The sequence below is a fragment of the Bradyrhizobium cedriense genome (assembly GCF_054602315.1).
On the sequence record NZ_JBTSWB010000002.1, the window covers coordinates 218,736 to 231,660 of the forward strand.

Annotated in this window: 13 protein-coding genes; 7 read left to right on the forward strand and 6 right to left on the reverse strand. The window is 63.7% G+C overall.

What is annotated here, in order from left to right; genetic code table 11:
- Nucleotides 1-311 precede the first annotated feature (311 nt).
- Entirely contained in the window at nucleotides 312-1,439 is a 1,128-nt protein-coding gene (locus ACYCVF_RS07325; RefSeq protein ID WP_459604585.1) for a threonine synthase, read from the forward strand.
- Between the two features lie 104 nt (nucleotides 1,440-1,543).
- Here the strand turns inward: ACYCVF_RS07325 and ACYCVF_RS07330 are convergent, their stop codons facing one another.
- Together ACYCVF_RS07330 and ACYCVF_RS07335 are read right to left on the reverse strand one after the other, a co-directional pair.
- The gene (locus ACYCVF_RS07330) at nucleotides 1,544-2,359 is read right to left on the reverse strand and encodes a DUF2927 domain-containing protein (RefSeq protein ID WP_459604586.1); all 816 of its coding nucleotides are present in this window, start codon (nucleotides 2,357-2,359) and stop codon (nucleotides 1,544-1,546) included.
- 178 nt (nucleotides 2,360-2,537) lie between these two features.
- On the reverse strand, nucleotides 2,538-3,116 hold the full coding sequence (locus tag ACYCVF_RS07335; RefSeq protein WP_459604587.1) for a L,D-transpeptidase: 579 nt from the start codon (nucleotides 3,114-3,116) through the stop codon (nucleotides 2,538-2,540).
- Between the two features lie 361 nt (nucleotides 3,117-3,477).
- Here ACYCVF_RS07335 and ACYCVF_RS07340 point away from each other — a divergent pair, with 361 nt between their 5' ends.
- Both ACYCVF_RS07340 and ACYCVF_RS07345 read left to right on the forward strand, forming a co-directional pair.
- Complete coding sequence (locus tag ACYCVF_RS07340) at nucleotides 3,478-5,025, forward strand: acetolactate synthase large subunit (RefSeq protein WP_459604588.1); 1,548 nt, start codon at nucleotides 3,478-3,480, stop codon at nucleotides 5,023-5,025.
- Between the two features lie 38 nt (nucleotides 5,026-5,063).
- Nucleotides 5,064-5,582: a hypothetical protein gene (locus ACYCVF_RS07345; RefSeq protein ID WP_459604589.1), complete on the forward strand. Its 519-nt coding sequence runs from the start codon at nucleotides 5,064-5,066 to the stop codon at nucleotides 5,580-5,582.
- A gap of 92 nt (nucleotides 5,583-5,674) precedes the next feature.
- On the opposite strand, the gene ACYCVF_RS07350 is transcribed toward ACYCVF_RS07345, so the two are convergent.
- The 3 genes from ACYCVF_RS07350 to ACYCVF_RS07360 all read right to left on the reverse strand — a co-directional run bounded on the left by ACYCVF_RS07350 (nucleotide 5,675) and on the right by ACYCVF_RS07360 (nucleotide 8,634).
- On the reverse strand, nucleotides 5,675-7,609 hold the full coding sequence (locus ACYCVF_RS07350; RefSeq protein WP_459604590.1) for an AI-2E family transporter: 1,935 nt from the start codon (nucleotides 7,607-7,609) through the stop codon (nucleotides 5,675-5,677).
- A 287-nt stretch (nucleotides 7,610-7,896) separates the two neighbouring features.
- On the reverse strand, nucleotides 7,897-8,190 hold the full coding sequence (locus ACYCVF_RS07355) for a hypothetical protein (RefSeq protein ID WP_459604591.1): 294 nt from the start codon (nucleotides 8,188-8,190) through the stop codon (nucleotides 7,897-7,899).
- Nucleotides 8,191-8,400: 210 nt separating this feature from the next.
- The gene (locus ACYCVF_RS07360) at nucleotides 8,401-8,634 is read right to left on the reverse strand and encodes a DUF3551 domain-containing protein (protein WP_239621555.1); all 234 of its coding nucleotides are present in this window, start codon (nucleotides 8,632-8,634) and stop codon (nucleotides 8,401-8,403) included.
- Between the two features lie 259 nt (nucleotides 8,635-8,893).
- On the opposite strand from ACYCVF_RS07360, the gene ACYCVF_RS07365 reads away from it, so the two are divergent.
- From ACYCVF_RS07365 to ACYCVF_RS07380, 4 genes are all read left to right on the forward strand, one after another.
- Nucleotides 8,894-9,244 (forward strand): hypothetical protein, encoded by a 351-nt coding sequence (locus ACYCVF_RS07365; RefSeq protein ID WP_459604592.1) that lies wholly within the window; start codon nucleotides 8,894-8,896, stop codon nucleotides 9,242-9,244.
- A 198-nt stretch (nucleotides 9,245-9,442) separates the two neighbouring features.
- The gene (locus ACYCVF_RS07370) at nucleotides 9,443-9,928 is read left to right on the forward strand and encodes a hypothetical protein (protein ID WP_459604593.1); all 486 of its coding nucleotides are present in this window, start codon (nucleotides 9,443-9,445) and stop codon (nucleotides 9,926-9,928) included.
- Nucleotides 9,929-9,988: 60 nt separating this feature from the next.
- Nucleotides 9,989-10,471, forward strand: a complete 483-nt coding sequence (greA, locus tag ACYCVF_RS07375; protein WP_459604594.1) for a transcription elongation factor GreA — start codon at nucleotides 9,989-9,991, stop codon at nucleotides 10,469-10,471.
- Nucleotides 10,472-11,008: 537 nt separating this feature from the next.
- Nucleotides 11,009-11,686 carry a hypothetical protein gene (locus ACYCVF_RS07380; protein ID WP_459604595.1) on the forward strand — a complete coding sequence of 226 codons (678 nt, stop codon included), beginning with the start codon at nucleotides 11,009-11,011 and terminating at the stop codon, nucleotides 11,684-11,686.
- An 81-nt stretch (nucleotides 11,687-11,767) separates the two neighbouring features.
- On the opposite strand, the gene ACYCVF_RS07385 is transcribed toward ACYCVF_RS07380, so the two are convergent.
- On the reverse strand, nucleotides 11,768-12,541 hold the full coding sequence (locus ACYCVF_RS07385; protein ID WP_459604596.1) for an SDR family NAD(P)-dependent oxidoreductase: 774 nt from the start codon (nucleotides 12,539-12,541) through the stop codon (nucleotides 11,768-11,770).
- Between the last annotated feature and the right edge of the window lie 384 nt (nucleotides 12,542-12,925).

The window sequence follows — 12,925 nt, forward strand, 5'->3', positions numbered from 1 at the left end:
CAGCGGCGGCGCAAGCTCAATCCAACATATTGTAGCGGCCGGCGACGACAGACAAGTTAATCGTGAGACGCGGGCAGGGCCGTTTGCGACCACATTCCCGTCATTAACAAGCTTGCAGAATTCGCCTTCAGGGCCGGGTCCTCGTCCGGGCTCAGCTCCCCCGTCGTGTCGGCGCGACCGGATCAAGGCATTGAAATATTTCTATTTATCGTGTTTTCAAGGCAGTGCATCCTTTGGTTCGGCCAGCCACAAATCCCGGACCCAAACCGTCGTCGGCCCAATCGTAGATCGTCCCTGTCTTGGAGACCTGCATGCCCACCGCCAGCTACATCGACCCTCGCACCGGACAGCTCTACCCGCTCGACCAGCCGCGCTGGTGCTCGGACGAGCGCACGCCGCTGTTGGTGACCCCGGGGGCCGGCATCTCGCGCGAGGACATCGAGTCCCGTACGCGCTCGCTCTGGCGCTACCGGGCGGCCCTGCCGGTCGAGATCGCAAAGCCGATCACGCTCGGCGAAGGCTGCACGCCGCTGGTGCAGCAGGACTGGGGCGATCTGCGCCCGCTGTTCAAGCTCGAATGGTTCAACCCGACCGGCAGCTTCAAGGACCGCGGCTCCGCGGTGATGCTGTCCTTCCTGCGGCAGATCGGCATCTCGGCCATTCTGGAGGACTCCTCAGGCAATGGCGGCTCGTCGATGGCAGGACTGGGCGCCGCCGGCGGCATGCGTGTGAAGATCCTCGCTCCCGCGTCCACGTCGCCGGCCAAGATCGCGCAGGTGAGGGCCTATGGCGCCGAGGTGCAGCTCGTCGAAGGGCCACGCGAGGAGTCGGAAGCCGAGGCCATCCGCCAGTCGAATGAGACCTTCTACGCCAGCCACAATTGGCAGCCGTTCTTCCTCGAAGGCACCAAGTCGCTCGCCTATGAGATCTGGGAGGATCTTGGCTTCCGCGCGCCCGACAACGTCATCGTCCCCGTTGGCGCCGGCAGCAGCCTGCTCGGCTGCGCCTTCGGCTTCCGCGAGCTCCTGAAAACCGGCCAGATTGCGAAGCTGCCACGCCTGTTCGCGGCGCAGCCGCTGAATTGCTCGCCGATCGATGCGAGTTTTCAGGCCGGTGTCGATACGCCCGTCGCGCGCGAGGTGAGCAAGACCGTCGCCGAAGGCACCGCCATCAAGAATCCGCTGCGCCTGCGCGAGATCATTGCCGCCCTGCGCGAAAGCGGCGGCAGCACCGTCGCGCTCACCGAGGATGAGATCGTCGCAGCGCTGCGTCGTCTCGCGCGCCAGGGCCTGTTCGCCGAGCCGACCAGCGCCAGCGCGGCCGCAGCGCTGGACAAGCTGTCCGCCACGGGTGCCATCAAGGCGAGCGAGACCACGGTCACCGTTCTCACCGGTACTGGGCTGAAGGCTGCAACAACCGTCGCCGATCTCGTGCAATAGGGCCGTGCAGCTTGCTCCGTCATTGCGAGCGCAGCGAAGCAATCCAGACTGTCATTACGGGGAGATTCTGGATTGCTTCGCTGCGCTCGCAATGACGACCGACTTCACTCCTTCAGATCATTCACCCGCTTCACCCAGGCCCGCACGTCCTTGAGCACGGAGGGAAGCACCGCCTTGACTTCCGCCACGGTCATGCCCGCCTTGATGCGGGGATCGTAGAGCAGGTTGAGGATGTACTGGTCGTAGACGTCGAAATAGCCCATCGAGACGTTGTCGTTGAACATGGTCCAGGGCACGCTCGCGGTGTCGTTGATGGGTCCGAGCGATTGCAGCAGCTCCTCATAGGCGCAGTCGAGGAAGACGAAATCGCCGTTGTCGACGGTGAGGATGACGTCGGAATGCTCGATCTCGAAATTGTCGTTCTTGCGGAAGCCGGACAGGCATTGCGGATCGAGCGAGCTGCGTATCTCGCGCGCCTTCTCGGCGCCGTAGAAGCTGGTCATGGTGCGGTAGAGATCGCGGTCGCGCACCAGCTTGACCCGCACATTCGCCGCCTCATTGGTGTCGGTCATGGCGATGTCGAGATGCTGCACGCGCCTGGCGATATCGGCCACGACTTTTGCAAGCTGCGTCTTGCGATCGGCGCGGTCGCTCTCCGCGAACACGCGCACCGGCCCGTGGAACTTGCGGATGCGGTCGACGCGGCCCGCGAGGTGATATTCGGCGCCGAAGGCGGTCTTGAGAAAGCCCTCGACGATCTCGCCGTCGGAGAAGCTCTTCCTCTCGTTGCGTTGGCGCGAGGAGATCGCGGGCAGTTCGCCCGCGGCAGCCGTGGCCGCGGTGTCAGGCACGCATGTGAGCGCGGCGAGCGCCAGCAGAGCGAAGCGAAGGGCAGGCGAGGACGGAGTCAATGCGTACATCGTTGCCTGACGCTGCCGCATTCGCCCCGCGCGCACAAGGCCGCATATTCACGCGTCCTGCCGGTTCCCGCCGCTCATTTGCAGCAAGAGTAACGGACTTCGTCGTGATCGAGCTGGAGCCGCGGGCTTGAGCCTCTCCCGCAACCGGGAGAGGGAGCGCACCGCGTGTGTGCGGGCTCTAATTGTTCAGCACGACCACGGTGGTGCCGACCGCGACACGGCTGTAGAGGTCGGTGACGTCGTCATTGGTCATGCGGAAGCAGCCTGAGGAGACTGCCTGGCCGATCGTCTCCGGCTCGTTGGAGCCGTGGATACGGTACAGCGTCGAGCCCAGATACATCGCGCGCGCGCCGAGCGGATTGTCGACGCCGCCCTTCATGTGGCGCGGCAGGTCAGGCCGACGGGCCAACATCTGCGACGGCGGGGTCCAGGCCGGCCATTCCTTCTTGGCGGTGATCCGGTGGACCCCGCCCCAGCGGAAGCCGTCGCGGCCGACGCCGATGCCGTAGCGCAGCGCCTGGCCGTTGGGGAGAACCAGGTAGAGCCGGCGCTCGCTGGTGTTCACCACGATCGTGCCGGGCGCGTAATTGCCGTTGTACATGACCGTGGTGCGGGGAACGGGATTTGCGCCGGAACGGAAGAAGTTCGGGCCGCCGCCCATGATGTCGCGCGTGTCGAACTCTTCCGCGAGTGCGCCGCCTGCCGTGGCCGACAGCAGTGCGATGGCGGCAATCGGCGCGGCAAAAAACCGAATCATTCTCTCCCCCAGCAAAAAAATCGATTCAACGGAAGCCACAGGCCATATTTGCAGGCATTTCGCAAGCCACGCCCCCGTGAGGGAGCCCATGCTCGACGATCGGCGTTACCAAACGGCAACCACGATTTGCCGAAAACCGTTGGAGCGCTTTCAAGGGAAGTGGGTACCGGTTCGCATGAGGAAAACGCGTCAAAAAGTGAATCTATTGCCCCCTTCCGATTCCATCCGAACGGGGCATTAGCCAAACCGACGCATCCTCGCGCGGGGCAGGGCGGCGATGGCGGCTATTGCTTTGACGGGACGCGCAAACAATGATTGATCGGACTGATATCTGGACAATGCTGGTTGCGGGAGCTTTGGGATGAACGGTGCGGAAAGCCTGGTGCGGACGATGGTCAAGGGCGGGGTGGATGTCTGCTTCACCAATCCCGGCACCTCCGAGATGCATTTTGTCGCAGCGCTCGACCGCGTGCCCGGCATGCGCTGCGTGCTCGGCCTGTTCGAGGGCGTGGTGACGGGGGCTGCCGACGGCTATTTCCGCATGAAGGGCACGCCGGCCTCGACCCTGCTGCATCTCGGCCCCGGCCTCGCCAACGGCCTTGCCAACCTGCACAATGCCAAGAAGGCCAATTCCGGCATCGTCAACATCGTCGGCCAGCACGCGGTCTACCACATCGGCTACAACGCCCCGCTCACCTCGGACATCGAGGGCCTGGCCCGGCCGATGTCGTCCTGGGTTCGCACCTCGCCGGATGCCAAATCGGTCGCAGCTGATGGTGCCGCGGCGATTGCCGCCGCCAAAAGCGCGCCGCCGCAGATCGCGACCCTGATCCTGCCTGCCGACACCGCCTGGAACGAGGCCGACGGCATCGCCGAGGTTCCGGCCGAGCAGCAGCGCGCGAGCTATTCGCCGCAGGCGGTCGAGCAGGCCGCCAGGATCCTGCATGGCGACGGCGAAGGCACGCTGCTGCTGATGACCGGCAGCGCACTCAGCGAGCAGGCGCTGGCACTGGCCGAGCGCATCGCCGGCAAGACCGGCTGCACGGTGATGGGCCCGACCTTCCGCCCGAAGATGGCGCGCGGCCGCGGCCGTTTCTCGATCGACCGCATCCACTATGTCATCGACCAGGCGCTGCCGATGCTGGCCAAGTTCCGCCACATCGTGCTGGTCGAGGCCGACGATCCCGTGGCGTTCTTCGCCTATCCGAACAAGCCGAGCGTGCTCCGGCCCGAGGGCTGCGACGTGCATCGCATGACCTCGTGGGGCGAGAACTCGGTCGCGGCGCTCGAGGCGCTCGCCGGCGCCGTCAAGGCCAGCGCCAACGACGTCAAGCCGCAGGCTGTGGCCGAACTGGTCAAGCCGACCGGTGCGCTCACCTTCGCCTCGATCGCGCAGGCGATCGCCTGTGCGATCCCGGAGAACGCGATCATGGTCGACGAATCCCTGACCACCGGCCGCGGCTTCTTCCCGCCCACCGCGGCGGCCGCCCCGCATGACTGGCTCCAGAACATGGGCGGCTCGATCGGCTTCTCCACGCCGCTCTCGATCGGCGCGGCGATCGCCTGTCCGGACCGCAAGGTCATCACCATGGTCGGTGACGGCAGCGCGATGTACACGATCCAGTCGCTTTGGACGCAGGCGCGCGAGAACCTCGACATCGTCACCATCGTGTTCGCCAACCGCATCTACCAGATCCTGCGCGGCGAGTTCGACAATGTCGGCGCCGGCGAGCCCGGCCAGCGCGCCAACGACATGCTCAGGCTCGACCGTCCGACGCTGGATTTCGTGGCACTGGCCAAGGGTATGGGTGTGCCAGGTCGCGCCGTCACCAATGCCGACGAGTTCAACAAGGCGCTGGCCGAAGCCGTCGCCGAGCCCGGGCCGCGCCTGATCGAAGTCCAGATGTAGGACGTCAACTGACAGAGCGCCGTGAGCCCGGAGGCACGATGCAGACCGAGCTGAACAAGGTGATCGCGGCGCTCCAGGACTTCTACGCCCACGAGGGTTTCCTGTTCGAGAAGGACGTCGGCGAGCGCGCGGTCACGCACCGCTTCGCCGTGCATCTGGAGAAGCAGTTTTCGGGCTGGTCAGTCGACTGCAATTACGACCGGCTCGGCGAGCGCACGCTGCACCTGCCGCACGGCACGATCATCTCGACCGACGATCATCTCGGCAAGTCGATCTACCCCGATGTCGTCGTGCATCAGCGCGAGATCCCGAACAATCTGCTCGCGGTGGAGATCCGCAAGGCGAGCAACCACACCCCGCTCGATCACGACCAGCACAAGCTGAGGGCGCTGACCGACGTGCATGTCTGGTTTCCCTATTGGATGGGTCTGCTGCTGGTGCTGGACCGGCAAAGCGTGACGATCTCGGAAGTCTATGTCAGCAGCATCGTCGATCAGCCGCTGTCGCGCTGGTTCGCGGAGCGGCTCGCTGAGGTCGGGCTCGGCGCCGCGCCGTAACGTGCGTGCTCACGTGAGGTTTCGAGGATAAGCGAGAGGCGCTCCGCCTGGCAGCGTCGATCCTTGTCGCCCGGAGCCGACATCGATCGGCCTCACGCTGCAGCCGTTGTGGATTTATCCTGCCCCGGGGCTTCGTGCCCCTGCTCCGTCGTCCCCGTCGCTTCGATGCACAGCCTGACGGCCTCGCCGATGCTCGTTGCAACGAGGTCAGCTTTGGCGCCCTCCCGCAGCAATTCCAGGGCCGCCGGGTCAATGTCTTTGACCCAGCAGCCCAGGATGATGGTTGCCTTCGGCAATTTCCGCCGCAGGCGCCGGACGGAGTACCGCATGTGTGCCGCGGCGCGGGCATCGAGATAGACCAGACAGACGATCGCCACGCCCGTCGTATCCAGGCGAAAGACGTTCGTCGTGGAAAGCGATGCTGCCCCTTCGACCCGCGCAGCGAGGCCGTGCTCCGTCGAGAGTTGAGCCAGCATGATCGCGGCCGCCTCATCGATCAGGGTGCGTCCGGCCACGCACAGGACGGGGTGTTCACCCTGCCAATCCGGCGGGAGAGTTTCTCTGCGGAGGTACGGCAAGTGTTCATTGGCCGCATTCTCTGCAATGCCTTCCACCGCGGACGATGCTTCCGCATCGGTGGTTGAACTGCTCCTCGCCGGCGGCCGGTCGTCCTGATCGGCGAGATCGGCGGCGAATTCGCTGACGGCGTCTCGGATCTTCGTGAGACGTTCCTGGTCAAGCGCATTGCGCTCGGCGTCGGCTTGCGCCAGCTGCAAACCCTTCAGGGCGACCTCGTCATAATACGAAGCCAGCGAACGCTCTTTCAGGAACTCTTCGGCCTTTTCGGCCGCCTCCGTGGGATCCCCCGCCAGCATCCGCTGATAGAATATTTCCGGAGGAGAAAGCGCCGGTCGGTCTCCGAACATCACGTCGAGAAATTCCAATCGCTCCACATGCCGCCCGAGCACCACGAGGCAGATCGTGAGGGGAGTCGCGAGGACGAGGCCGATCGGTCCCCAAAGCGCTGTCCAGAACGTTGCCGACGCGACAACGGCGACGGGGGAGAGCCCCGTGCTGCGGCCGTAAACCATCGGCTCGACGACGTGGCCCACGAGCGGTTCAACGACGAGAAATAGAGCGAGAGTCCAAAGCAGCATCGACCAGCCGGGATCGATGGCCACCGCCAGCGCCAGCGGGAATGCAGCCGCGATGATGGCGCCGACATAGGGGACGAAGCGAAGCGCAGCCGCGAGGATGCCCCAGAGAATCGCGCTTGGAATTCCGATGAACCAGAGGCCGGTGCCGATCACCACGCCGAAAGCGCCATTCAGGATGAGCTGGGTCAGAAACAGCTTGCTGAGACGGCTCGCTGCATCGTCCAGCGCAGCGGTCGTACGCTGCAGATCCGACGAGCCCGCCAGCCGGATGAAGCGGTTACGAAGGTCCTCGCGTTGGATGAGGATGAATACGACGAAAATGATGATGATGCCGGTGGTGGCGAGCGGATGAATGAGCGGAGAAATCAGGGTTCGCAGACTTTCCAACGCGCCGGGATCGGGCTGGCGTACTTCGACCGGTACCGGTGGCGCGGAGGGATTCGAGCCCGCGATAATGCCGGGGCTGCGCGCGGATGGGGCGTCCTTCGGCTTATCAAGCTCCTTGCTGAGATCCTTCAGCATGTCGGAAGCACGCTCCAGCGTGCCCCTGCCGGCCTTGGTATCCCGAAACGCCTGGATCTTTTCGCTGATCGTCGATTGATATCGGGGCAGGTCACCAGCGAGTTGCGTCAGTTGAGCGGCGAGAAGGCTTCCGATCGCGAAGATCAGCATGAACGCAACGACGACCACGCTCACCACTGCCAATCCCCGCGGGACATGGATGCGCTGCAATATCCCGACCAGCGGCGCCAGCACGAAGCTGAGGAGAATAGCCAGCGCAACGGGCACGAAGATATCCCGGCCGAAATAGAGCATCGAGATGATGATGACGGTCAGAATCGCAGTCGCAACTGCGCTGAGCAGCGCCATCAGTTCTTCGGTGGTGCGTGGTTTGAAAGGCTGTCGCGCTACAGGCCTCATTTGCTGTCCCTGTCCCGTCGTCCGCTGAGCGTGCACCGATGTCAGCTGCAAGGGCGCAGGACGACACTGCAGAGGACAGCCGCTCAGGGCACTCGTCCACGCGGTCTTCATGGGCGGCGGCCGTACTCCGGTCACGCCGTCGCACGCCAACCGCGCCGCCCTGAAAAGGTTCCCCGCTGCGGGCTATGAAGTTGCGCGATGCACGGCTCTCCGCGGCGTCGGTTATGGCTCAGGGCCTACCGTTGCTTTTGCTCCGCGGGCGAAGCCCTGCTCTTCGCTTTTGAGCGGAGGAAAAAAGCGCCTGCAAAGCCAACCAAAACGCATATGGCGAGCGTATAGCCGGCTGGATTTAGGAGCCCCAAACGGTCAGCAAGAAGAACGAGTAGGATCGAGGCAATTATCTGCGTGATCCATACGTGCCACGCCGCTTTCAGCGCGCGAGCAAACGTCATCCGATTGAAAAGAAAAAGAACGGTCCATGACGGTGCCAATAGAGCAACTGGCAGAAGAATTGCGACCGCCGCAAACATCGGTGCTTACTCCTCGCGCCAACCGGCGGATCGTTAGACGCCCCTATTCGCATTGTCTATTTTACAGACCTATTCTTGGCGGTGGCTGTCTGCCCGAGGGCTCAACTCGGCGACATGGATAACACAATTCTGGTTCGTTCAGGTTTGCTCTTGCCGGTCTGTTTTGGCCGAGCTGTGGCGGCGCGCGCGGGTGTGCGCGCCGCCAACTCGTCAGTAATAATAGGGCTGCGAGTACGCGTAGCGCGGGTTGATGCCGCAATAGGCCGACGTGCCGGAGGCGGTGGCGGCACATTGCTGGTAGCTGGCGAACTGGCAGTTGCCGGGGTAACCCCAGTGGCGGCCTTGCAGGCAGTACCTGTCGTTTGCGGCCTGGGCGGGGACCGCCGACACTGAAGCGGCGATCAAGGTTGCGAACGATGCAAGGGTGAGGATGGTGCGACGCATTTCAATCTCCTTCGAGGGTGGAACGGCCGTGCGTGGCGTTCCCAATGGCAAGTCTGAATGCACGGTCATGCCTATCTTGGTGTCCGCGACGCCGAATGCGTTCGAGGGCGAGATACATCGTGACGCGGCCGCCGACGTTTAATGTGATCTCCACCACAGTCCGCGAAGTGGCTTCCGACTTATTCTCGGCAAACTTGCACGCCTCGATCCCGTGGGACTAGGCTTGCCTCATTCGGATCAGGCAATTTTGGAGGTTCTTATGCAGAAATCATACTTGCTGGCTGCGACGGCAGCGCTGTTGCTCCTGACGCAATCGCCGCTTGCTCTAGCGCAGGGCGCACCGGCCGCCGGCGGAACCGCCACGCCTCCCGCGACAACCGCTGCGCCCGCCGCGACGACGGCACCGGCCGCGACGGCACCGGCCGCGACCACCGACACCTCCAGCCAGCCGACCGATTCCAAGAAGAGCGCGTCGAAGAAGCCGGCGAAGAAGAAGATGACACGGCAGCAGGAGATCGATCATTCGATCGACAGCGGCACCGTGCCTGCACGCTACCGCAGCTCGGTGCCAAAGCAGTATCAGCAGTATATCCCGTTCGATAAGCGGTAGTGGATCGCGCGGCGGTGCGACTTCATCGAACGCGTGCCCCCCGCGGCATCGAGAGGCGGGCCTGAAATGCGGCCTTCGAAATACGGTCTCGGAAACTCGGTCTCTGACTCGATCTTGGCCGGGCGGCTCCGGTCCTGGATCTCCGTGTGGCGATCTGCGAGAGCAGTGCTAGAGTAGGCCGAAATCCCGGGGGGAGTGATGAGTGACGAGGTAAAGGATGCTGGCCTTGTGGCCATGATCAGCAGCATCCTGGGAGGTAACAAGCGCACAGACACTATTGCACCGCCGCCCCTCGACGAGGTTCCGCCGACTGTGCCTGCGGATGGACCGGAGCCGGTCGAGACGCCCATTTCTGATCCGTCGGCCGCCATAGCCGAGACTGCGCCCGATGCCCCGCCGGTTGCCACGAGGCCAGTCGAGGCGCCTGCGAAAATCGCCACCACGCCAGACGGCAAGCGCCTGCTGCCGGGGGAGGCCATCGCCGATCTCGTGCTCGGCGAGCTGAGCAAGATGGAGGGCTTCCCGAGTTCCGGCGTCTCGGTCACGGTCTATGGCTATCGGAACTGGAACGCCATGATCACCTTCGCGCCGTTCTCGACCAGCTTCCAGAATGCGACCCGGTTCCGCCAGGCGGTGCCGGACATCGTCTTCAAGCTGCGCCGCTTCGTCGAACTTGAGATATAGTCCGGGCATCGGCGGCGGGAGTGCTGCCGACAGCCAGGACAATTCGACAGGATCTCGAAATTGAGCGTCGCCTTTACCAAGGAAGAGAGCGCCGAAACCGCGTCCGAGACGCTGTTGCCGGATCGCCCGATCTCGCCGCATCCGAACCTTGTGACCGAAGCAGGCTACAAGGCGCTGCAGACGCAGCTTGCCGAAGCGCGCGAGGCCTACGAAGCCGCGCAACGCATCGATGACGTCAACGAGAAGCGCCGGCAGTCGGCCGTGCCGCTGCGCGACGCCCGTTATCTCACCGAACGTCTGCGCACGGCGCAGGTCATGCCCGATCCGACCTCGACCGACGTCGTCGCCTTCGGCAGCACGGTGACGTTCAGCCGCACTGATGGCCGCGTGCAGACCTACCGCATCGTCGGCGAGGACGAAGCCGATCCGAAGGCCGGGACGATCTCGTTCGTCGCCCCGGTCGCGAGGTCGCTGATGGGGAAGGCCGTCGGCGACGTCGTGGGGTCGGGGGCGCAGGAGATCGAGATTTTGTCGATCAAGTAGGGGCGATCAGATGGGCAGCGAGAACGCAGCCACGACTGGCGCGAGCAACGATCGCTTCGCAATGTGGCCGATCGCACTGGCCTGCTGTTTTCCCCTGATCTTGACCTTGCTCTGGAGCGGACCGTTCGAGGTCTCCTTCCTGGGCGTCCCCGTCCTGCTTCCGGCATGGGTTTGCTCGGTATTGCTAGCACGGGGGCTCGCGCTTTTTTCGGCCCGTGCTCGAGACCCGCGAAGAGCCATATCGATGTCGGCCTTACCGGTCGGGTGAACCTCCTTCGTTTGAATTGGGCGCGCCGTGGTCTACGATGAGAGCGATGAAATCGTGCTGCCCGAGCAATCGTCGGCCTGGAAGAAGTGGGTTGCGAATACCGAGGTAGGGACGTGTGGTGCGTGATCGGCTCAGTTGGGATTGCCTGGCAAAGAGTGCCCTCGACAGGAGTAGTCCTATTCGCCTAAAGCATGGGCCATGCGCCTCCGTTGTCTCGTTCTGATATCGATGATCTCCGCCGTGCTCGTGAATGAAAGCGGGGTCGTTGGATGAGACGTTTTCTGACGGGAGCGTTGCCGTTTTACGCGCTGGCCGGACTGGCCATCTGCATGTACCTCGTCCTGTACAGGACGAACCTGTTCGACTTGAACGCCATCGTCCAGGGTGCAACCGGCTCGTCATGGTTTCTGGTCTTCATGTTCGTCTGCGTGCTCCTGGAATCGATCTTTCCGTATTTCGGCTATTTTCCCGGGACCGCTCTCATCCTGATGTCGGTCGCACTCAATCCGAAGTCCGCGGATCTTTCGGTTTTTATCGTGGCGTGGCTGGCGATCATCGTCGGCGCCGTTCTGAGTTACGGACAGGCTCGATTTTTCAGACCGCTCTTGCAGCGGGTTGCCTCGAAAGCGGCCCTTCGCCGATGTGAGTCCCTTCTTCACGCCTACGGTCCCTACGCGCGCGTTGCCTTGTTCGTTCATCCCAACGCCTGCGCGATGTATTTCACGGCGCTTGGACTTCTCGGCGGAAACCTGACGCGAGAGCTCGCCCATCTTTGTGTAGGCGCGGCGGCTTCCGTGGGCGTTCTGTTCGTCATCGTGACCAGGCTCGTGTCGTCCGTGGGTCCTACCGACGATGGGCAATTGCAGCTGCTGCTGGCGGCAGCGCTCGTCGCCATCGGCACCCTCGTCGGTCTCTACGCGGCTTGGCGGCCGGCACGGGCCGCCTGAGCGATATCCTGTCGATTGCTGGAAAGTGAGGCCCGAAAGCCCGGCAACACCGCGAAAGCGGACTGTGGTTGTCTGCGTCGCCTAGACCTCCGGCAGCTCAACCCCCGTCAGCTCGCTCAATTTTCCGATGAGCTGGTCCTGAAATATCGGATCGGTCGCCTCGCTGGCCGGCTGCTGCTGTTGGAGATGATGCCAGTAGCGTCCGCTCACCAGGGCGGCGGAATCCTCGCTCACCGCGAGCCAGACCTGGGTCCGCTGTCCAGTGTCGATGTCGCCCGGGGCGCCCGCGCCACCCATCTTCGTACGTACCCAGCCGGGATCGACGGCGTTGCTCAGGACCTTGGGCCAGCGTCGTGCCAGAGCGGAAGCGAGCGCGACGACGTGCAGCTTGCTCTCGGCATAGGCTTTGGCCGAATCCCATGCCCGCTTCGTCCAATCGAGGTCGTCGAGCGAACCCTCCCCACCGCGGTGCAGCCCGCTGCTGAGATACACCAATCGGCCGGGCCGCTCGATCAAGACCGTCAGCATGTACGGCGCAAGCGTGTTGATGGCCAGGGTTTCGGCGTGGCCTTCCGGAGTCGAGCCACGGCTTGGGCGCGTGTACACGCCAGCATTGTGGATGATTGCATCCATGCGCCCGAGCGCATTGACCTGATCGGCGATGTTCTTCGTCTCGGCGGCACTCCTGAGATCGCCGATGACCAGCCCCGCGGCACGGGACGAGAGCTGGCCGAACGCTGCCGCTCGATCGGCGGAGCGTGCGTGCAGCACCACGCGGTGGCCTTGATCAAGGATTGATCGCGCAGCCGCGCGGCCCAGACCGTCCGTGCTGCCCGTGATGAATACGATCGCCATGCGCAGCGCCCCCGATGTTTCAGAACACCTTACAGCACCTGCGTATCACTTCCGATACTGCTCGTTGCTCACTCTCCAGCCAATCCAACGGAGGTCTTGCCCAAAGACCGGATCAGAAAAGCTCGTGGATGTAGCAATCGCCGGATCGCCCATTAAGCGAAGTCGTTGCGCGACGATTGCTTCGGCGGATAAGCAATCATACTGACAGACGGGTCGGTGCCCAGTTGCGTCCGCAGACCTGGGACGGAGTTGCAGCCGGAACGAGCTTTCTCGCGTCCTGAGTCGGGAACTGGCGCTGTGCCGCCCGGCTCGGCAACATCGGCTCGCGACCGCTGGTGGACCCCCAGCGGAGGATCACTTGGTTTGCGATGCACCAAAGGCAGG

What these genes read in the sequence shown, in the direction of transcription:
- ACYCVF_RS07325 (WP_459604585.1), top strand. Translation starts at nt 312, where the DNA reads ATGCCCACCGCCAGCTACATCGACCCTCGCACCGGACAGCTCTACCCG.
- ACYCVF_RS07330 (WP_459604586.1), bottom strand. Translation starts at nt 2,359, where the DNA reads ATGTACGCATTGACTCCGTCCTCGCCTGCCCTTCGCTTCGCTCTGCTG.
- ACYCVF_RS07335 (WP_459604587.1), bottom strand. Translation starts at nt 3,116, where the DNA reads ATGATTCGGTTTTTTGCCGCGCCGATTGCCGCCATCGCACTGCTGTCG.
- ACYCVF_RS07340 (WP_459604588.1), top strand. Translation starts at nt 3,478, where the DNA reads ATGAACGGTGCGGAAAGCCTGGTGCGGACGATGGTCAAGGGCGGGGTG.
- ACYCVF_RS07345 (WP_459604589.1), top strand. Translation starts at nt 5,064, where the DNA reads ATGCAGACCGAGCTGAACAAGGTGATCGCGGCGCTCCAGGACTTCTAC.
- ACYCVF_RS07350 (WP_459604590.1), bottom strand. Translation starts at nt 7,609, where the DNA reads ATGGCGCTGCTCAGCGCAGTTGCGACTGCGATTCTGACCGTCATCATC.
- ACYCVF_RS07355 (WP_459604591.1), bottom strand. Translation starts at nt 8,190, where the DNA reads ATGTTTGCGGCGGTCGCAATTCTTCTGCCAGTTGCTCTATTGGCACCG.
- ACYCVF_RS07360 (WP_239621555.1), bottom strand. Translation starts at nt 8,634, where the DNA reads ATGCGTCGCACCATCCTCACCCTTGCATCGTTCGCAACCTTGATCGCC.
- ACYCVF_RS07365 (WP_459604592.1), top strand. Translation starts at nt 8,894, where the DNA reads ATGCAGAAATCATACTTGCTGGCTGCGACGGCAGCGCTGTTGCTCCTG.
- ACYCVF_RS07370 (WP_459604593.1), top strand. Translation starts at nt 9,443, where the DNA reads ATGAGTGACGAGGTAAAGGATGCTGGCCTTGTGGCCATGATCAGCAGC.
- ACYCVF_RS07380 (WP_459604595.1), top strand. Translation starts at nt 11,009, where the DNA reads ATGAGACGTTTTCTGACGGGAGCGTTGCCGTTTTACGCGCTGGCCGGA.
- ACYCVF_RS07385 (WP_459604596.1), bottom strand. Translation starts at nt 12,541, where the DNA reads ATGGCGATCGTATTCATCACGGGCAGCACGGACGGTCTGGGCCGCGCG.